Annotated in this window: 17 protein-coding genes; 9 read left to right on the plus strand and 8 right to left on the minus strand. The window is 65.1% G+C overall.

The window, feature by feature from the left end; translation table 11 throughout:
- Positions 1 to 8: 8 nt before the first annotated feature.
- The 4 genes from ACODSL_RS08655 to ACODSL_RS08670 form a co-directional block, all read right to left on the minus strand.
- Positions 9 to 1,385 carry an MFS transporter gene (locus tag ACODSL_RS08655; protein ID WP_488900260.1) on the minus strand — a complete coding sequence of 459 codons (1,377 nt, stop codon included), beginning with the start codon at positions 1,383 to 1,385 and terminating at the stop codon, positions 9 to 11.
- Between the two features lie 66 nt (positions 1,386 to 1,451).
- On the minus strand, positions 1,452 to 3,587 hold the full coding sequence (locus ACODSL_RS08660) for a TonB-dependent receptor (protein ID WP_488900261.1): 2,136 nt from the start codon (positions 3,585 to 3,587) through the stop codon (positions 1,452 to 1,454).
- Between the two features lie 281 nt (positions 3,588 to 3,868).
- Positions 3,869 to 5,476, minus strand: a complete 1,608-nt coding sequence (locus ACODSL_RS08665) for an acetolactate synthase large subunit (protein WP_488900262.1) — start codon at positions 5,474 to 5,476, stop codon at positions 3,869 to 3,871.
- A gap of 8 nt (positions 5,477 to 5,484) precedes the next feature.
- Entirely contained in the window at positions 5,485 to 6,738 is a 1,254-nt protein-coding gene (locus ACODSL_RS08670; protein ID WP_488900263.1) for a mandelate racemase/muconate lactonizing enzyme family protein, read from the minus strand.
- 210 nt (positions 6,739 to 6,948) lie between these two features.
- On the opposite strand from ACODSL_RS08670, the gene ACODSL_RS08675 reads away from it, so the two are divergent.
- Entirely contained in the window at positions 6,949 to 7,293 is a 345-nt protein-coding gene (locus ACODSL_RS08675) for an NIPSNAP family protein (protein WP_488900264.1), read from the plus strand.
- A 21-nt stretch (positions 7,294 to 7,314) separates the two neighbouring features.
- Here ACODSL_RS08675 and ACODSL_RS08680 read toward each other — a convergent pair whose 3' ends face one another.
- From ACODSL_RS08680 to ACODSL_RS08695, 4 genes are all read right to left on the minus strand, one after another.
- The gene (locus ACODSL_RS08680) at positions 7,315 to 8,520 is read right to left on the minus strand and encodes a CaiB/BaiF CoA transferase family protein (protein WP_488900265.1); all 1,206 of its coding nucleotides are present in this window, start codon (positions 8,518 to 8,520) and stop codon (positions 7,315 to 7,317) included.
- Positions 8,521 to 8,544: 24 nt separating this feature from the next.
- Positions 8,545 to 9,879 carry an aspartate aminotransferase family protein gene (locus ACODSL_RS08685; protein WP_488900266.1) on the minus strand — a complete coding sequence of 445 codons (1,335 nt, stop codon included), beginning with the start codon at positions 9,877 to 9,879 and terminating at the stop codon, positions 8,545 to 8,547.
- Positions 9,880 to 9,902: 23 nt separating this feature from the next.
- Entirely contained in the window at positions 9,903 to 10,820 is a 918-nt protein-coding gene (locus ACODSL_RS08690; RefSeq protein WP_488900267.1) for an SMP-30/gluconolactonase/LRE family protein, read from the minus strand.
- 79 nt (positions 10,821 to 10,899) lie between these two features.
- Complete coding sequence (locus ACODSL_RS08695; RefSeq protein ID WP_488900300.1) at positions 10,900 to 11,622, minus strand: TetR/AcrR family transcriptional regulator; 723 nt, start codon at positions 11,620 to 11,622, stop codon at positions 10,900 to 10,902.
- 176 nt (positions 11,623 to 11,798) lie between these two features.
- Here ACODSL_RS08695 and ACODSL_RS08700 point away from each other — a divergent pair, with 176 nt between their 5' ends.
- From ACODSL_RS08700 to ACODSL_RS08735, 8 genes are all read left to right on the plus strand, one after another.
- Complete coding sequence (locus tag ACODSL_RS08700; RefSeq protein ID WP_488900268.1) at positions 11,799 to 12,932, plus strand: mandelate racemase/muconate lactonizing enzyme family protein; 1,134 nt, start codon at positions 11,799 to 11,801, stop codon at positions 12,930 to 12,932.
- A complete protein-coding gene (locus tag ACODSL_RS08705; protein WP_488900269.1) occupies positions 12,932 to 13,717 on the plus strand; it encodes an SDR family NAD(P)-dependent oxidoreductase in 786 nt (261 codons plus the stop codon). The genes ACODSL_RS08700 and ACODSL_RS08705 overlap by 1 nt, the downstream gene beginning before the upstream one ends.
- 17 nt (positions 13,718 to 13,734) lie before the next feature.
- Positions 13,735 to 14,616 carry a beta-keto acid cleavage family enzyme gene (locus ACODSL_RS08710; protein ID WP_488900270.1) on the plus strand — a complete coding sequence of 294 codons (882 nt, stop codon included), beginning with the start codon at positions 13,735 to 13,737 and terminating at the stop codon, positions 14,614 to 14,616.
- Positions 14,617 to 14,686: 70 nt separating this feature from the next.
- Positions 14,687 to 15,124, plus strand: coding sequence for a helix-turn-helix domain-containing protein (locus ACODSL_RS08715; protein ID WP_488900271.1), 438 nt, complete (start codon positions 14,687 to 14,689; stop codon positions 15,122 to 15,124).
- Positions 15,125 to 15,273: 149 nt separating this feature from the next.
- Positions 15,274 to 16,800, plus strand: coding sequence for an acyl-CoA synthetase (locus ACODSL_RS08720; RefSeq protein WP_488900272.1), 1,527 nt, complete (start codon positions 15,274 to 15,276; stop codon positions 16,798 to 16,800).
- A 78-nt stretch (positions 16,801 to 16,878) separates the two neighbouring features.
- Positions 16,879 to 18,048 carry an acyl-CoA dehydrogenase family protein gene (locus ACODSL_RS08725; protein WP_488900273.1) on the plus strand — a complete coding sequence of 390 codons (1,170 nt, stop codon included), beginning with the start codon at positions 16,879 to 16,881 and terminating at the stop codon, positions 18,046 to 18,048.
- Positions 18,049 to 18,215: 167 nt separating this feature from the next.
- Positions 18,216 to 19,229 carry a hypothetical protein gene (locus ACODSL_RS08730; RefSeq protein ID WP_488900274.1) on the plus strand — a complete coding sequence of 338 codons (1,014 nt, stop codon included), beginning with the start codon at positions 18,216 to 18,218 and terminating at the stop codon, positions 19,227 to 19,229.
- 68 nt (positions 19,230 to 19,297) lie between these two features.
- Entirely contained in the window at positions 19,298 to 20,119 is an 822-nt protein-coding gene (locus ACODSL_RS08735; RefSeq protein WP_488900275.1) for a M55 family metallopeptidase, read from the plus strand.
- The last annotated feature ends 2 nt before the right edge of the window (positions 20,120 to 20,121 follow it).

The following is a 20,121-nucleotide window of genomic DNA, read 5'->3' on the forward strand; positions in this document are numbered from 1 at the left end:
TCCGATACTTACGGGTTTGCAAGCGCGCGCGCCTCAAGCGCCGTCCGGATTTCGGCCTGGCGGCTGCGCGAAATTGGAAAGATCCAGACCAGCGCTCCGGCGCCGACGAAGAGCAGGAGCGGACCTAACGTATGGACCATGGAAAGCCCCTCGAGACTCGCCCGACTGTGCAGGTCGGCCTTCGCATCGAAGCCAACGGCGTCCAGGGCGAAGAAGGCCAACCCGCCGCCGACGGCCAGCGCGGCCTTGAGCACGAATTGCTGCCAGGCGTAGTAGGATCCGGCCAGGTTCTTCCCCGTCTCCAGTTCACCGTAGTCGATGCAGTCGGCAAGGACGGCCATCTGGGGGACCTGCGAGGCCGCGTTCGCGAAGCTGGCGACCACGACCAGGACCATCAACAACGGAAAGGCAAGGTCACCTTCGGGGATCAACAGGCGCAAGGGCAGCAGAAGGGCGAAGGCCACGATGCCGAGAGCCCAGATCCGGTGCCGCTCGAAGCGCTGCGCGAGTCTGGTCCAGACGGGAATGGAAACCATCTGCGCAACAGCGCCTGTTGCGTAGACCAGGGGGAACTTGTCGGCGAGGCCCATGTACGAATCGAGAAACATGTAGGTGGTGGCGTAGTAGACGCCGTAGGCGAGGCCGTTCAGGGCGTAGGCCGCTATGAACAGCCAGAACGGGCGATTTGATTTCACCGACGCGAATAGGTCCCGCAGGCTCATCTTTTCTACCGGCCTGACCTGTCCCGGCGGGGTGAAAAGGACGGGAAGGACCACGCAGATCGGCGCGGCGATGACCAACAACCAGCCCAGCAGCCGCAACATCGGCGGCGTCATCTCGGCGGATTCAAAGAGCGGTAGGAGTGGGGAAGACAGCAGAACTGGCAGCCCCATGAAGAGCAGAAGACCGCCAACGCTGGAAAAGGTCAGCAAGCCGGAAATCGCGGAACGTTCGCCGTAATTTCGCGAGAGCTCGCTGCCCCAGGCGCTGTGGGGCACCATCATCATCGAGTAGGCGGTGTAGAAGCCGAGGCAGACGACAATCAGGTAGAGGCCGCCAGAGTCTGGATGCGGATTGAACAGGAAGTAGCCGGACAGGGCGGCCAGAATGCCACCCGCCAGGAGCCACGGCTTTCGTCGTCCCAGCCGGCTACGAGTGCGGTCGGAGAGAAAGCCGATCGTCGGATCAGCGACGGCGTCATAGAGTCTGGCCGCCATCAGCACGAGGCCAACGGTCGCGAGACTGGCCGCGGTATGTTTGGCGAAGAAAGCAGGGATGACCGTGTTGAGCGGGATCATCATCATGGTCCCGATCAGTCCGACCAGGCTCCAGGCCGCCAGCTGCGCCGGCCGCACTCCGGTCCCGTTCGATGAGGTCGGTTCCATGCCCACACCCAGAATTGACGAAGAAAACAGACGGACGCGGGATACCCCGCGCCCGTCAAGTCACACTCAGAAGTGGGTGGTGAGGGACACCCCGTACATGCGGGGCGGTCCGTACGCCCCGACATCATCCGTCCCGATGTGGTCCTGCCACAGCAGGTAGTCTTCATCCGCCAAGTTCTTGCCCCAGATGTAGATGCCCCACCGGTCATCATCCGAGGCGATTCCCACCCGGCCGTTGAAAAGATTGAAGGACGGCGTCAGCGAGGCGGTCGTGTTGGTCGGCGTGCTGTACTGGTTTCCACGATAGGACCAGTCGGCCCTGGCCGAAAAGACGAGAGACCCGCCGATGGGCCGCTCGTACTCGGCCACCAGGTTGCCGGTCCAGTCAGGCGCGTAGACGAGCCGGTTGCCATTGTTGTCCGTCGTCGCGCTGGTCACGTAGTCGGCATATTCGGTATCGAGGTAGCCCAGACCGCCCGAGATCGTCAGTCCGTCGATCGGGATCAGCGTGAAGTCGACCTCGAAACCCTTGATCTTGGCCTTCGCGGCGCTGTCCACGTTGAAGCCGATCCCCGAGGACAAGCCGCCGAATGTGGTCACCTGGAGATCGCGATAGTCCATGTAGAAGGCCGCGACATTGGCCCGGGCGCGCCCATCGAGGAAGTCGGCCTTGAAGCCGACTTCATAGCTGTCGACCTGCTCAGGCTTAAAGGGCGTCGCCCCGCGGAAGCTGATGCCGGCGTTCCAGCCGCCGCTCTTGTCGCCGCGGCTCCATTTCGCATACGCCATGACGTCGTCGCTGACCTTGTACTGCAGGCCAAGCGTCGGCGAAATGGATTGCTCGATGAGGTCGTCCCGATAGGGCCCGAAGTTGGGAAACACGCCCCCGAAGAAGCCGCCGCCGGTGTTTATCCGCTGGAACGCGATCCGCTTGGTCTCGTAGCTGATCCGAACCCCGCCGTTGATCGTGAGCGTGTCGGTAAGGTGATAGTTGCCGTTGCCGAACAGGGCGTAGCCGTTGGTGTGCACCGTACTGGAGGCCGAGACGGAACCCGGATAGAAGGCGCCGGCGTCGACCCCGTGCTGAACATAGCCGCCCGACGCGTCGGCATAGACGTAGATCATGTGCAGGCCGGCGACGAAGTCGAACTTGCCATCCTGCGGCGACGCGATGCGGAATTCCTGGCTGACCTGCTGGTTGTCATTGACGATCTTCGTACGCTGACTGTCCAGCGGACCAGTGTCTTCATCGACCTCGAAATCGACGAATGACGTCCGGAAGGCGGTGATCGACGTGAAGTCGTAGTCGCCGAAACCCGCCTCGATGGTCAGGTGGACGCCCTGGAGCGTGCGCTCGTTGATCGACTCGCGATCGAAGTTCACCGTCCGGGGGCCCGGGATGTAGGTCAGAGGGTTCGGGCCGGAAATGACCTCGCGCATGACCCGGCTCGGGTTCTCGGTCATGTAGTCGGTGCTGAGATTGACCTCGAGGTTCTCGAAGGGCAGGGCCCGCAACTGAAGTCGGGCGCCCCAGCGATCCTCGTTGTTGATGCGGGAGCCGTCATAGACGTTCTCCACGTAGCCTTCACGCTCGACCCGACTGAATGAGACGCGGCCGAACAGGCGCTCCGCGATCAGCGGCACATCCACGGCGGCCACCAGGCGGCGATAGTCGTAGTTGCCCAGTTCAAGATTGGCGTTTCCGCCGAATTCGGAACCCGGTCGCTTGGTCACCATGTTGATGGCGCCGGCCATGGTGTTCCTGCCGAACAGGGTGCCCTGCGGCCCGCGCAGCACTTCAACGCGCTCAAGATCCTGGATGTCGGAGTTCCAGTCGGTCGGCCGGGCGAGGAACACGCCGTCGACGTAGAAGCCGATGGCGCCGTCCTCACCGCCGTTGCGGGCCGTCGAAGAGATGCCGCGCAACGACACGTCGGGGCGCCGGTTGAAGTCATTCGAGCCGAAGGCGAAGTTCGGAACCGAGAACTCAAGGTCGCGCAGCGACACCACGCCCCGGGCTTCCAGCTGTTCGGCCGTAACCGCCGTAACCGAGACCGGCACGTCCTGCAGGTTCTCCTCCCGCTTGGTCGCGGTGACGGTCACCTCCTCGACCTGCGTTTGCGCGAACGCCGCCCCTGCCCACGACCATCCAAACGCGGCCGCCGCCAGTGCGATCGCGGAAACTCCAATCTGCTTACGCATCCAAGAACCCCCTCCCATTGCAGCCCCGCTCGGGCTCTTTGCGTGGAGCATGATGACATCGATATCAGTTCATGCAACAAAAATACGACCCGTCGGTCATATAAAATGCACGGTCAGATTTGGCGAGATAATCCCTTGTTATATGGACTTTTTCGCCGCACCGCGAAGCGCGACTAGCCCGCCTATCCGACCACATATGACCATCTGGTCTAGTATTAGGGAATTCCGGGACCGATCTGTCGCCACCGGCAGCCCAACCCGCCACCGCCCGACCCGTGGACCTAGCTGGCGGGGGAGCCGCCATACAGCCGCCGACCGGCGCCACCCGTCACGGCCTCAATGAGATGCGGCCCCGGGGCGCGGATGGCCGCGGCGAAGGTGCGGTCGAACTGCTCGCCGGTGAGGCATCGCTCGCTTCGAACACCCAGGCTTTGGCCCAGCGCGACCCAGTCGATGAGCGGATCGCCGAGATCCAGCAGCTTCCTCGACGCGGCGCCCGGCTTGTCGCCCGAACCTGTGCGCGTGAACTCAACACCCAGGATGCGGTAGGCGCTGTTGGCGAACACGACCACGATGACGTCCAGCTGCTCGCGGGCCAGCGTCCACAGTGACTGGACCGTGTACATTGCTGCCCCGTCCCCATTGAGCGAGATGACCTTGCGATCGGGACAGGCGACAGCCGCACCGATCGCGACGGGCAGCCCCTGTCCGATGGCGCCGCCGGTCAGCATGAGCCAGTCGTGAGCCGCCGCCGAACGCGTCGCGTCGAAAATGGGCTGGCCGGCCGTAACGGCGTCATCGCTGATGATGGCGTTGGCGGGCAGGTGGCGCGCGATGGACGCGCCGGCCAGGTGGGCGTTGAGGTCGCCGCTCGGCGACGGCGGCTCGGCAGCACCAGGACCCGCGCCTTGCGGGACCGGCGCATCGAGTGCGTCTGCGAGCGCCTGAAGCGCCGCGGCGCCGTCTTCGGCCGGGCTCGCGAGGATCTCAACGGCGCACCCTTCGGGCGTGAGCTCGCTGGCCCGTCCGGGGTAGGCGAAGAACGCCACAGGCGCCTGGGATTCGACCAGGAGCAGCAGGTCCGTCCCGGCAAGCTCGGCTTCCGCCGCCTCGGCGAAATAGGCGAGGCGCGTGGGGGCAAAGCGGCCCCCTCCCCGCTGCTGCCGCGCCACGAAGGTCTCGGTGAAGACGCGCGCACCTGCGCGGGCGAGGCGCGAGGCCGCGGAAAGGGCCCCCTCGCCGCAGGCGTCCCCGCCCAGCAGCACCACGGGCGCCTCGGATCGGCGGAATCGATCGGCGAGCGCGCGGATTCGGTCGACGGACGGCGGCGTCGGGGCCGTTGGCGCCTCGACGCAGGGCGTGGTGGAGGTCGGCAGCCATGCGGAATCAGCCGGAAGTATGAAGGTCACGGGCCCGGCCGGCTTGGCGCGGCTCATCGCCACGGCCTCGCAGGCCAGCCGGGAGACGTCGTCGGGGGACTCGGCCGACGCGACCCATTTGGAGTTTGGCCTGGACATGCCGGCGATGTCGCTGTTGAGCGGCGCGTCGAACTGCCGATGATAGGTCGCGTGGTCGCCGACCACATTGATGACCGGGCTGCGGGCCCGGCGAGCATTGTGCAGGTTGGCCCCGCCATTGAGGTAGCCGGGCCCGAGGTGCAGCAACGTCGCCGCCGGAGATCCCGACATGCGGGCGTAGCCGTCGGCCGCGCCGGTGGCCACGCCCTCGAACAGGCAGAGCACGGCGCGCATGTCCGGCGCACGGTCCAGGGCGGCGACAAACTGCATCTCGCTCGTCCCTGGGTTGGCGAAACAGGTGGTGACACCATTGGCGACGAGGGTCTGCAACAACAGATCAGCGCCATTCCGGGTCGGGGAGTCACTGGACATGGCGCACCTCAGCCCGGCTGCCCGAGGGACAGTTGGGGTTTTGCCGGGCGGAGCCGGTCGGCCCAGTCGACGTATTTCGGGATTGGCGACATGATCGAAGGCGGCCCTACCAGGATGTCGCAGTGGTTGCCGATCGGCAGGTTGAACGGGTCCGGGAGCGCAAAGGCGCGGAGGGCCGCCGGATCCAGGTCGATGCCCAGGCCGGGGGCGTGACCCAGCTCCAGCAAGCCGTCCCTCACGGTCAGCGGTTCGCCAAGCAGTTCGTTGATGAAGCGGTTGCCGGTCTGATCGATCTCGACCGTGAGGCCGTTGGCGCGCGCAGCGACGGCGTGGGCGTTGGCGATAATGGCGACGGGATCGCACCAGGAATGAGGCGCGAACTTGAGACCGTTCTCTTCGGCCAGGGCCGCGACACGCAGAACCTCGGTGATCCCGCCACAGCGACTGGCGTCAGGCTGGACAATGTCGACGGCCTTCGCCCGGATCAGCTCGCGGAAACCCTCATAGCCGAACTCGTTTTCCCCCGCGGCGATCGGCAGCTTTTTGAGGCGCGTGAGGGCGGCGTACTCATCGATCTCGTGCGGCTCGAACGGCTCCTCGAACCAGAACACGCCGTGCTTCACGAGTTCGTCGGCCATGCGCTCGGCGCTTTCCGGATCGAATCGATGCGTCCCGTCGGTCAGCAGGTCGTTCTCCGGTCCGATCACCTTCCGAACAGCGGAGACCGCCGCGTTGTCGTAGTCCCAGCTGTAGCCGATCCGCATCTTCACACGGCGGAAGCCCCGCTCGACCAGAAGGCCCGCCTTGCTCGCCACCTCTTCCGGAGAGCTGTAAAGCAGCCCGCTGGCGTAGGCCGGGCAGGCGCTGCGCTGCCCCCCGAGGAGCGCCCATACCGGTTTGCCCTCGACCTTGCCGAAAAGGTCCCAAAGCGCCTGATCGACGCCGCCCAGAGCCGCCACGGCGGCGCCCTTGCGCCCGTACCAGCGACTCCACAGGGACATGTAGCGCCAGATTCTGACGATGCGGTCCTGGAAATCGCCGTCCAGGCTCCGGCCTTTCAGGTAGGGGTTCAGGTGGTCGATCGTGGCCTGGACCAGGGCCGGATGGGCGTAGCCTGAACCAACCCCCACCAGGCCATTGTCGGTGTGAACACGGATCAGGGTGGTGAGCCGCCCCTTCACCGGCCCCGCCGGCGTCGTGAAGGTCTCGGCAGGGGGATATTCAAAGTAGAGGTGAACAGCCTCGATGTGGTCGATCTTCATGCCGTCCGCCAATGCGCTTCGTTGCAGGGAGTCATGCGTGGACCTTATATGACCCTTCGGTCATATTGCAAGCGCCGACGTTAAGCGTGATTGGGAAAAATCCTTTCAGTAGTGCTGGTCTTGAATGACCATGTGGTCATATATGGTCCTGGCGACGCCCCCGGGCGCCTCGCCGACTGACGGACTGTCGAAAGCACAGGAGACCTGCACGTGCTCGTGGAGATGCGGACCTACACCGTGGCGCCGGGCGCGGGCGCCCGATATCTGAAGACCTACGCCGAGAAGGGTCTGGCGGTGCAGACCCGTATCCTGGGATGCCTTGTCGGCTACTACACCGTGGAGATCGGGCCCCTGAACAAGGTCGTCCATCTGTGGGGATATGACAGCCTGGACGAACGGGCGCGCCGCCGCGACATCCTCTGGAAGGACCCGGAATGGCGGTCCTATGTGAAGGAGATCGCGGGCCTGGTGCAGGCTCAGGAGTCCTGCATTCTCTCCCCCGCCCCGTTTCTCGCGGTCTCGCCGGCGCGCCTTGTCGCGGCCGCCGCGACCTGACGACCGGCGCGCCGCCAAAGCTCAAACGGGCGGCGCCCTGACCACCCCTCGCGCGATCAGGTCGGCGGCGGCTTCGCCAAACCCGATCTCCTCGAGAATTGCGATGGACTGCTGCCCCAGGTCCGGAGCCGGACGTGGCGGCGGCGGGGCGAAGTCGCTGAAGCGGGCGGCGGGGGCCGACATCTGCATCGGCCCATGGCGGGCGTGCTCGGTCCTCACCACGCTGCAGTCATGGACCACCTGCACATCGCCCGCGACCTGGTGGCGACGGAGCACCGGCCCGGCCGGCACGCCATGGGCGTGGAACCTGCGCACCACGTCGTCGGTGTCGAACATCGCGATGCGGGATTCCCAGAGCTCCTGCAGCTCCAGCCACCGAAGACGGCTTGCGGCCTCGGTTTCAAACCGTTCCGCGGCGATTTCGCAGGTGACGCCCAGCGCCGCGCACCAGTCGTGAAACGCGGTCTGGGTGATGAAGACCACAGCGACGTGGCCGTCGCGGGTTTTCCAGAGGCGGTAGGTGTCGGCGATGCTGAGCCCCGGCTGAAAGGACTCCGACAGGAAGGTCTCGTTCCACATCACGTCCGGCCAGTTGAAGGCCAGCGCCGCCTCGAGCATCGACACCCAGACCTGGCGTCCCTGCCCGTCGCGACTGCGGGCGTAGAGCGCAGAGGTGATCGCCTGCGCCGCCGTCAGCCCTGCCACCTTGTCGCAGATGATGGTGTTGATGAGGTGCGGTTCGCCCCCGCCGCCTTGCACGTCGGCCAGGCCCGAGACCGACTGGATCAGGGAATCGTAGGCCTTGCGCCCGGTGTAGGGGCCCTGGGGCCCGTAGCCGCTGATCGAGGCGTAGATCAGCCCGGGATTGACCGCCCGCACGGCCTCGTAGCCAAGACCGAGCCGTTCGGTCACGCCGGGGCGGAAGTTCTCCAGCAGTACGTCGGAGGCAGCCGCCAGCCGGAGCGCGATCTCGATGCCTTCCGCCGTGCGCAGATCGAGGGCGATCGATCGCTTGTTCCGGTTGCAGGTCGCGAACAGCGCGCTGTAACCGAGGAACCCGGCGCCGACGTAGCGCCCCTGATCGCCCTTGTCCGGCGCCTCGATCTTGGTGACCTCCGCCCCCTGATCCGCCAGCCACATGGTGGCGAACGGCCCGGAGACGACGGCCGTGAGGTCCAAGATCTTTACGCCGGACAGCGGACCGGCTCCAACTGCGCCCGTTTCCATGGCTGTGCCCTTGGTTCGCCGTGATCAGGCGGCGTTCGGGACGGCAGCGAAGGCGGACAAGGCGCGCCCCGCACGCTCGACGGACTCATCAATGTCCGCATCCGTCATCGCCGTGGAGCCAATCATCACTCCACGGGTAGCCATCAGGACGCCCTCGTTGAGCATCGCCCGGTGGAGCGCCTGCATCCGTTGCAGGTAGTTGTCACCGGAGCGGCGATGGAATTCACGATAGTTCAGGGCCGGTTCCCGGAAGAATTGCAGACTGGTCATCGAGGCCAGCCCGTTGGCCCGCATCTCCAGGCCAGCCGCGCTCATCATTTTGGTCAGACCGGCCCGGAAACGGTCGCCCTGGCGCTCGAGCTGATCAAACGCTTGCGGGGTCAGATGCTTCATCGCGGCGACGCCGGCGGCCATCGAAATCGGGTTGGCTGTAAAGGTCCCGCTATGGCTTACCTTTAGAGGCCCGGCGAGGTTGTCGAACACGGACATCGCCGACTTCAGGCCGCCAATCGCGCCGATCGGGAAGCCCCCGCCGATGATCTTGCCCATCACCGTCATGTCCGGCGTCACGCCAAGTCGGCCCTGGGCGCCGTGGTAGCCGGCCCGGTTGCAAAACACCTCGTCGAAGATCAGCAGCGACCCGTTGCGGGTGCAGAAGTCGCGGATGGCCATCAGATAATCGAGCGTCGCCGGGGTGAACCCGAGCCTGGCCGGAATCGGGTCGATGATCACGCAGGCGAGGTCTCCTGCGCTCTCCTCCAGCCTGGCGATGGTGGCCTCGACATTGTTGAAGGGGATGACCACGACCTGGTCGAGAAGGCTCTTGGGCGTCCCGCGACCGAAGGCCGGCGCGGCCGGGCGATCGTCCGGCCCCCAGTTGTCCGGTGTCGGCAGGAAGCTGGCTTCAACCAGATCGAACTGGCCGTGGTAGCCCCCTTCAGCCTTGGCGATCCGGCTGCGCCCGGTAAGCCCGCGCGCGCCCTTGATGGCGACCATCACCGCCTCGGTCCCGGAGTTGGCGAACCGGACCTGTTCGACCCCCGGGATCCGGCCGCAGATGATCTCAGCCAGCTCGATCTCCGGCTCGCTGGGCAGGATACAGCAGATCATCTTCTCGATCTGGGTCCGGACGGCCTCAAGGATCGGCTCGAATCCGTAACCATGAATCTGGGTCGAGAAATTGTTGATCCAGTCGAGATAGACGTTGCCGTCGACGTCGGTCAGACGGCAGCCCTCGCCGTGGTCGCCGTAGACGATGTAGGGCCCGAAGGTGACCATGTGCCGTGTGTTGGCGCCCGGCATGACGGCGGCGGCGCGGGCGAACAGCTCGGCGGATCTGGAACTCGGATCGGGGAACACGGACGTCTCCTGTTGGGCGGATGCTAGAGCGGGATGTTGACGTGGTTCACCGGCTGGCCGGCGCGCGGCCAGTCGATCGCGACCAGGCGTCCGGTCGACGAGAGGGTGACGAATGCGGTCTTCAGGTCCGGCCCGCCGAACGCGACATTGGTCGCGTAGTAGTCGTCGAGCGGCAGAAACTCCCGTCGGTGGCCATCGGGCGACACCGTCCAGACGCCACAGCGATTGAAGGAGGCCACCACCACGTTGCCCTCGGCATCAAGCGCGAGGGAATCGAGGAAATTATTGTCGGGCAGACCCGCCACAAGGCGGCCGCCGTTCGGCGAGGGCCACGGCTCGGCCGCGATTTCGCCCGGCGCCGTCAGCGAGAAGGCCCAGATCCGCCTCGTGATCGTCTCGGCCACGAAGAGTGTGGTCTCGTCCGCCGACAATCCGACGCCGTTGGGCGTGACCAGGCCCGAGACCGCCTCGACGATGCCGCTGCCGTCCGCCCGGGCGTAGAAGACGCTGGTGACGTCCATCACGCGCGGGCGTCGCTTGCCGATATCGGTGAAGTAGAATCCCCCCCGGCGGTCGAAAACCAGGTCATTGGGCGATTGAAGGCGCAGGTCGCCGCAACGGTCGTACAGGCGCTCCACTCGCCCGGTCTCAAGGTGAACGCGCTCGATCCAGCCCGGCGCGTCGTCCTGCCTGGTCGGGCGTCGCCAGCCATTGGCCTCACTCGTGTAGTGCCACCCCCCGCTGTTGCAGACGTAGCACCAGCCTTCCGGCCCCATTGCAGCGCCATTGGGGCCGCCTTCGAGGCTTGCAACAACGTCGATCACGCCATCCGGTCGGACTCGCGACAGCGCCTGCCCCTCGATCTCCACGACCAGTACGCTGCCATCCTCCAGGGCGATCGGCCCTTCGGGAAAACGAAGCTGATCGGTGATCACACGCATGAAGATGTCCCGGCCGCCTGAGCGTCTCTGCGGGGACTATTTATGACCCTTGGGTCATATTATCAAGTGTGATTGGATTTCAGCTCTTGTCTTCAACGAGCCGCCGGAACGGGCTGTCCAGATCGAATTCCTCGGCCGGTGGATTGTGACCGTAGAGGGCCCGGAAGTTCAGCAAGGAATGCAGGTTGATGAGGAACTCGAGGTCGTCCGGCTCTTCAAGGCCCTGGCCAGTCTGGATGCCATATCGCTCAAACAGACTTTGATCGAGCATGCCCCCTGCGGTCCGCATCAACCATCGCTGCATGGTGGGATCTTCCCCCGGACGGGTCTTCATCCACCCCGCCATCGAGCGGTCGACGATGCGGGCATTTCGCTCATGCCAGAGCTGGCGCATCTCTTCGTCATGGGTTCCCATCTGAACCATGCACTTGATTACACCAACATTCGCCGCAAAACTCTTTTCGTACCAGTAAACCCAGTGCCTTGTATTGCTGAACGGCGTGTTTTTGGACGACAATCTAGGGTAGGTCTGCACCTCGAAACTGATGAACTTCGAGGCGAGTTCGCGCAGGAAGGCGTCCTTGCTCTTGAAATAGATGTAGAAGGTTCCCTTCGCGACACCCGCCTCGCGGCAGATCTGCTCCACCAGGAGGTCTCGATGGCTGATATTCTCGAGCAAACGAGCGGCCGCAGACTTCAGTCTCAGGCGCGATTTCTCTCCGCTCCGGTTCTTTCGAATTTCGTCCGCCAGAGCGCTCAGATAGGTGGCGAAGCGGATGACCTCGATGTCGGGAAACTGCATGGTCACGCCGGTAAAGTCTCCTGAGGGCGGCCAACGGGCCCTTATGACCCGCACGTCCAGTACCTGAATAGTGCCTACGCACGCGCAAGGCTAGTGGCCTCTCCAGCGCCAGATGCCCTATTGCGATTATGACCGATGGGTCATATACGGAGCGCATCGCTGGGAGGGACTTCCGAATGCGCATCGAGACCGTCGAGACCTTCGTGGCCGGCCATTGGCTCTTTGTCGCGGTAACGACGGAAAGCGGGATCACCGGCTGCGGAGAGAGCACCTATCATCCCCATCCTCTTGCCGTTCAGTCGATCCTCGAAGACCTGAAGTCGGAGTATCTGGGCGCAGACCCCCGTCGGCCCGAGTTCCACTTTCAGAGGTTGATGAAGCACAACTCCATGCGCGATGCCGCCGCCTCGGCGGCGATGAGCGCGATGGACCAGGCGCTTTGGGACATCAAGGGCAAGGCCCTGCAGGCCCCGGTCTGGGATCTCCTGGGCGGCCGCGTCCGTGATCGGGTCCGGGCGATCTTGCTAGTCGAGGCGACCACGGAGACGGAACTGCTTTCCAAGGCGCGGGAAGCCGTGGCCGATGGCTTCACCGCGCTCAAGATCAAGCCGTTCCTGGCGGGCTGGTCGACCAAGCCTACGGCCAGGCTTCTGAGGGATGTCACCGATCTGGTGATGGCCGCTCGTGAGGCCATTGGCTGGGATGTGGACCTCGCCGTCGAGGTGCACCGCAATCTCACGCCGGACCTGGCCCCCGTGTTCGCCGCCGATATCCGCGCGGCGCGGCCTTACTTCATCGAAGATCCCATCCAGCCGTTCAGCGTGACCTCAGCGGCGGCCGTCGCGCCGCGGATCGGCGGAACAGTGGCGCTCGCCGAGCGCAACACCAACATCTGGGAGTTTCGGGAGTTCTCCGACTGTCACGAGATCTCGATCCTTCGGCCCGACGTCGGCCTCGCCGGCGGGATCACCCAGCTCAAGAAGATCGCGGCCATCGCGGAGTCCAGGCACCAGAGGATCGTGCCGCACAACTTCACTAGCCCGGTCGTCACCGCCTGCCACATCCAGCTGGCCGCATGCACCGTCAACTGGGACGTTCAGGGCTACGTCCGCGAGCAACGCGCGCCATGGACAGATGTCGTCCGCGCGATCAACCGCATTGAGCGTGGCTTCCTGCAGATCCCCGAGACACCCGGGATCGGGGTCGAGCTGAACCTCGACTACCTCCGAACCGCAAGGTTCGAGCCCTTCGGTCAGAAATTCATGCACGGACCGGCCCTCGCGATGGACGGCGGACTGAGGCACCTGTGATGACCAGCGACATAGCCAGCGGCCCCGCGCCGGGCAGCCAGCCCCTGGATGCGCTCCTGCGCGACGGCTTCCGGGATGCGGTCGTGGTCGTGGTCGGCGGCGCGGGCGGAATCGGCGCGCAGGTAGTCGAACAGGCGAAGAGCCTCGGCGCCAGGGTCGTCGTCGCGTCAAGGTCGACGCCGTCCGGCAAAACCACGCCCGATGGCGTCGGACACGCCTGTGTCGACCTCACCGATGCAGCATCCATACGCGCCTTTGCCGATTGGGTCGGTCGTGAGCTGGGCAGGATTGATGTCCTGGTGAACACCGCCGGCGTGACACGCTCGGTGCCGTTGAAGGCCATCGAACTGCTCGACGACGAAACCATCGACGTCGTCATGGCGTCGAACGCCGGCGGCGTGTTGAAACTGATCCGGGACCTGGCTCCCTGGCTCCGGGCCGGACGTGAACCCTGCGTGGTCAATGTCTCGTCAGTCGCGGCCCGCACCGGCGTGGGCAGCAACATCGCCTACGTCGGCGCGAAGGCTGCCATGGACGCCATGACCGTCTCGCTAGCCAAGGCCCTCGCGCCGGACATCCGACTGGTCAACGTCGCGCCCAGCGCTCTGGAGACCGACTTCGTCAAAGGCCGAAGCCGCGAGTTCGTCGATCGCACGATCGCCGCCACGCCGCTGGGTCGCCTGGCCACCACCACCGAGGTCGCGAACGCGATCCTCTGCGCGGCGCGGCTGCTCTCCATGACCACCGGCAGCACGATCTTCGTCGACGGCGGCCGCCATCTCTAAGTCCGGGAGTCAGCGCAATGCGCGACGTTATTCTGACCTGCGCCATAACGGGCAACATCACCCGGCCCGAGCAGACACCGCACCTGCCGATCACTCCCCAACAGATCGCGGACTCGGCGCTGGAGGCCGCAGAGGTGGGCGCCTCGGTCGTCCACATTCACGTCCGCCATACGGACGATGGCCGACCGTCGATGGAGACCACCCACTACGCCGAGGTCGTCGAACGCATTCGCGCCAGAAACACACGCCTGGTGATCAACCTGACGACCGGTCCGGGCGGCCGTTTCATTCCCGATCCCGACGATCCCAGGATCGCCGCCCCGGGCACCTCGCTCCTGCCTCCGATGCAGCGGATTCCACACATTCTCGAGCTGAAGCCTGCAATCTGCACCCTCGACCTGAACACGATGAACTCGGGCGACCAGGTGGTGATGAACACCCGGCGGAATACCCGGATCATGGCCCAGGAGATGCTCGCTGCCGGCTGCAAGCCGGAGATCGAGATATTCAACCCCGGTGACCTGGTGCTCGCCAACGAGCTGCTGGCGAGCGAGGCCTTCAGCGGTCCTCCCCTCTTCTCGTTCGTCCTCGGCGTGAAGTACGGCTGGCCGGCGACCCTGGAGTCGATCCAACTGGGCCGCAGCATGTTGCCGGCGGGGGCGATCTGGTCCGCGTTCGGCGTCGGCCCCTCCGAGTTCCCGATGGTGGCGCTGGCCACTCTGCTCGGCGGCCATGCTCGCGTAGGCCTGGAGGACAACATCTACCTTGAGAGAGGCGTGCTGGCGAAGAGCAACGCCGAGCTGTGCGTGAAAGCCAGGCGCATCATTGAGGACCTGGGGTTCCGGCTTGCGTCTCCCGAGGCCGCTCGTGAACGTCTGGGTCTGACGCCGGCGGCGTAGCCGGCCCTAACTCAGATCTCAATCCTGCCGCACGCCGCCGGGCGGCTTTCCCGACCGTCGAGACCAGAGAATGTACATTTCCGAGATCGCCCAGCTCACCGGACTGACACCTCGGGCGATCCGCCACTATGAGGACCTTGGTCTGGTGTCCTTGGCCCGCGAAGGCTCGAAGGACCGATGGTTCGACCTGGAAGCGCGCACGCGTCTATTGTTCATCGCCAGGCTGCGTCGGGCCGGATTGTCGCTTGCCGAAATTGGCCATGTCATTGAGCTTGGACAGCATGGCCACATTGCCCAGCGGGCCTCTCTGACCACGATGCTGCTGATTCGCAGGCGTGAGCTTGGAGCGCTCTGCGGCTTCGTCGATGAGGCGCTTTCCGACATCGAGGCGCTGCTCAACGGCGCGCAATGCCGATCAGTCGAGGACCGGGGGCCGAGGCAACTGCGGGGGTTGTCGCCGAAGAGGCGCCGAGGCTCCGGCAATGCGTGTCAGGGCGCCCCGGAATAGCCCTCACTGGCAGCAACGACGTCATACGCCTGTTCCGCCGCCTATTCCCGGCGGTCGCGTGATGCCGGGTTAGGGCCAGACAAAATAATATGACCGCCGGGTCATGCGGTCTGCCATAGTGTCACTTCGTTCGGGCCCAGAAGGCGTTCATGCACCCTAGAAACCACGCGCTCCAGTCGCCAAACAACCCCGCCGTTGTCATGGCCGGGAGTGGAGAGACGATCACCTACGGTGAGCTCGAAGTCCGGGCCAGACAGGGCGCCCAGCTGTTGAGGCAGCTCGGGTTGCGCAGCGGTGACGTTCTCGCGGTGTTCATGGAAAACCATCCTCGATATTTCGAGGTGATGTGGGCGGCAGAGGAAGCCGGGCTCTACTTCTGTTGCCTGTCCAGCCGGCTCACCGCGGATGAGGCGGAGTACATCGTCAGGGACTCCGGAGCCAAGGCGCTGATCACGTCCACCACGCTCGGCGACGTCCCCGACGCGCTTAGGGATCGCCTCGCGCATCTTCGCCTTCTGTCGGTCGGCGGCGCCCGTCCCGGCTACGAGGATTTCGAAGCCCTGCGGGCGTCGATGCCGGCCGACCCCGTCGAAAGCGACCGTCCGGGCCAGGACCTGCTGTACTCGTCCGGCACGACCGGACGACCCAAGGGGGTCAAGCCCAAGCCGCTCGCACACGGCGCGCCCTCGCCGCAGGCGGAGCGCATGATGACGCTCTACGGGATGGATGCGCAGAGCATCTTCCTGTGCCCGGCCCCGCTCTACCACGCGGCGCCGCTGCGCTGGTGCATGGCGGTCCACCGGCTTGGCGGGGTCGTGGTGCTAATGGAGCACTTTGATGCCGAAGGCGCGCTGGCGGCGATCGAGCGCCATCGGGTCACCCATTCGCAGTGGGTGCCGACGCACTTCGTTCGCCTGCTGAAGCTGCCCGCCGAGATCAAGGGCAAGTACGACCTGACCACCCACGCGGGCGCCATCCACGGCGCGGCGCCCTGCGCCGTCCACACAAAGGAAGCGATGATGGCGTGGTGGGGACCGATCATCCACGAATACTACGGCGGCACCGAAGGCGCCGGCCTCTGTGTCATTGATCCGGGAGAATGGCTGTCTCACAAGGGCTCGGTCGGGCGCGCGATCGTGGGAAAACTGCGGATCTGCGATCCTCAGGGTGATCCCCTGCCGATCGGCGCCGAGGGTCATGTGTATTTCGAAGGCGGCCCGTCCTTCGAGTACCATAACGATCCCCTCAAGACAGCCGAGAGCCAGAACAAGCACGGCTGGCGGACGCTCGGCGACATCGGGCGGATCGACGCGGACGGCTACCTCTATCTCACCGATCGCAAGGGCTTCATGATCATCTCCGGTGGCGTGAACATCTATCCGCAGGAGATTGAGAACGCCCTGCTCGCCCATCCGGCAGTTCTCGACGTCGCGGTGTTCGGCGTTTTGGACGAGGAGATGGGACAACGGGTCGTGGCGGTCGTCCAGCCGTTGGACTGGACCGCGGCGACCCCGGAGCTCTCCCGGGACCTGGCCACCTTCATCCGCCAGAAGGTCAGCGGCGTGAAGGTTCCCAGGGAGATCCACTTCCGCAGGGACCTCCCGCGCGAGCCGACCGGCAAGCTGTTCAAGCGCCTGCTTGTCGACGAGTACTCGCGCCCGCCGGCGCCCGCCTGAGCCGCTGGAGAAACCAGTCCATTCGGTAGTGGCCGCGCGGCTCGACCCGCGCCGGTTCGACAACCCCAGCGAGGACGCATGAGCAGCTTCTGGCCCACCGAAGAGCAGGAAGCCATCCGCGAGGCGGTCGGCCGCATCTGCGCCGACTTCAACGACGAGTACTGGCGCCGCACGGACGAGACCGGTGAGTTTCCCGAAGCCTTCGCCCGGGCCATGGCCGACGGCGGCTGGCTGGGCATCGCCATGCCGGAGGAATACGGCGGCGCGGGCCTGGGCCTGACCGAGGCGGCGCACGTCATGCAGACGGTCACCCAGTCCGGCGCGGGCTTCACCGGGGCCAGCGCCATCCACCTGAACATCTTCGGCCTGATGCCGGTGGTGAAGTTCGGCACGGCCGAGCAGAAGCAGCGCCATCTGGCGAAGATCATCGCCGGCGAGGACAAGGCCTGTTTCGCGGTCACCGAGCCGAACTCCGGCCTCGACACGGCCAATCTCGAGACCCGGGCCGAGCGCAAGGGCAACGGCTACGTCATCAATGGCCGGAAGATCTGGACCACCATGGCCCAGCGCGCCAACAAGATCCTGATCATCGCCCGAACCACGCCCAGGGACCAGACGGCCAAGCCGATGCAGGGGTTGAGCCTGTTCTATACCGACTTCGACCGGGCCAGGATCGACGCCAGGCCGATCCCCAAGATGGGCCGCAAGGCCGTTGAATGTAATATGCTTTTCATCGAGGACCTGCAGGTCCCCGCCGAGGATCTGATCGGCGAGGAAGGCAAGGGCTTCCAGTATCTGATCAGCGGCCTCAACCCCGAGCGGGTGCTGTTCGGCGCCGAGGCCGTGGGCCTGGGCCGCGCGGCTCTGGCCAAGGCGGCGACCTACGCCAACGAGCGGATCGTGTTCGGTCGGCCGATCGGCCAGAACCAGGGCGTGCAGCATCCGCTGGCCAAGGCCTGGGCCGAGCTCGAGGCGGCCAACCTGCTGGCCTTCAAGGGCGCGGCGCTCTACGACGCCGGCCGCGACTGCGGGGCCGAGGCCAACGCCGGCAAATATCTCGGCGCCGAAGCGGGCTTCCGCGCCTGTGAAGCGTCGCTACTGGCCCACGGCGGCATGGGCTACGCCAAGGAATACGACGTCGAACGCTACTTCCGCGAAGCCATGATCGCCCGCATCGCCCCGGTCAGCCGCGAGATGATCCTCAACTTCATCGCCGAGAAGGTTCTGGGTCTTCCCAAGAGTTATTAGGCGAGAAATCCCGGACTCCGACTGTGAATTGTCGATCTTGAGTCGTCAGGCGGAAGGCGTCCCGTGATGAGACGATCGACGTCCCCGGTCTGGGCGACGTCAGCAAACGTCGCCTTTGGGCCAATTTCCCCTTTATGACCCATGGGTCATATGATCTAAGTACGGGCATGAGAGCCGTGATCATCCCGATGATGTTGAGCGCCGCCCTACTTACGGGTGGCTTTCGCGCCGACAATGCCGGCTTGCAGGTCCAGGACAGCGGGTTCCAGGCCCGGGTCTCCGACCCCCGCTTCAAGGTTGGGGAGGGGCCCAGGGTCTGCCAGGACCAAAGGCACTTCAACTTCCACAAGCTTGATGGCCGGTTCGCCGCCTTTGCCCGGCTGTTGAGCGCGGATGGATACCAGCTTGAACCGCTGGACATCCTGTTCGAGGCCGGCGTCCCGGACCGTTGCGACGTGCTGGTGATCGCCAACGCTCAGCCTTCGGACCTGCCGTGGAACGAGTACCCCCGGCCAACGCCCTCAGCGTTCAGTAAGGCCGAGATAGCGGCCATCCATGACTGGGTGGCGCGAGGTGGGAGCCTGCTGCTGATTGCCGATCACATGCCCCTGGCGGGCGCCGCAGCGGATCTCGCGGCTGCATTCGGCTTTCATTTCAAGGATGGCTTTGCCGCCAGGGTCGTCGCTGTCGATCAGGGAGGCGCAGGCGGAATCACCATGCCCGACCTGTTCAAGGCGGAAGACGGAACCCTGGCAAGCGGGCCGATCACCGATGGGCGCTATGGGGGCGGGACTGTCATCCAGGTCGCGACTTTCATCGGTCAGGCTTTCCAAGCGGAGCCTGGCGCCGAGCCGCTGCTCGTGTTCCCTCAGGGGTTCGTGGTCCTGATGCCCGACAAGCCTTGGGTGTTCACGTCCCAAACGCCGCGGACGCCCGCGGACGGCTGGCTTCAGGCGGCGACCCGCGAGGTCGGGCTCGGCCGCGTCGCGGCCTTCGGCGAGGCGGCGATGTTCACCTCGCAGATCGCCTCCAACGGCCAAAGTATGGGGCTCGACGCCCCAGGCGCGGAGCAGAACCGACTTTTTGTCCGCAACGTCGTCAGATGGCTTTCCGAGCAACGGGCGGCCAATCCCGAAGGGGCGTCAATTGAGGTCCGTGGCGGCGACGGATCGGAACGATGAATTGGATCGGTCGCTGGAAATTGTAACGCTCCATAGAGCGGCTCGTTGTCTCAGGGGATGCAGGTAATATGAAGCTCTACATATCGGCCGATATCGAAGGCGTGGGCGGAATCGCTCACTTCGACAGCGGGACCGCCGGCAACTTCGACTACGGGGAAGCGCGGCTGTGGATGACGAACGAGGTCGTCGCCGCCTGCGAAGGCGCCCACGAGGCCGGGTGCGACGAGGTCATCGTCTCCGATTCCCACTACAACGGCCGCAACATCCTGGTCGATCGGCTCCCCTCGTTCGTCCGCCTGGTCCGTTGCTGGCCCCGTCCGCTTCTGATGATGGAGGGGGTTCAGGAGGAAGGCGTCGTTGGCGCTGTCTTTCTCGGGTACCACGTAGGCGCGGCGTCGGCCGAGGGGTTGTGCCCGCACACCGTCAACGGCGGTGTGTTCAGCGACATGCGGATCAACGGACAATCGGTGTCCGAGACCCATATCAGCGCGCTCGCTGCGGGTGAACTGGGGGTGCCGGTCCTGCTGGCGACCGGAGACGACGCCTACGTCAGGCATGCGACAGCTGTCCTTGGCGACATCGAGACTGTGCAGACGAAGGTCGCCATAAGTCACACGGCTGCAACCACTCTGCCGCCGGAGCAATGCTGCGAGCTCATTCGAAAGGCCACCATCAAGGCGGTGGCGCGTAGGGCCGAGATCGCACCCTACCTTTCGCCCTGGCCGGTGGACTTCGACATCGCATTCAAGGGAAACCGGATCGCCGAACTCCTGGCGATGTTGCCCCAGTTCGAGCGACTGAACGGCTATACCGTGAGGGCTCGCCCGACCTCAGCGCGCGAGTTGTCCCGGATACTCGACTTTATCACCCAGATGGTGTCGCTGAAGTGACT

It is taken from the genome of Caulobacter sp. FG121, assembly GCF_057809815.1.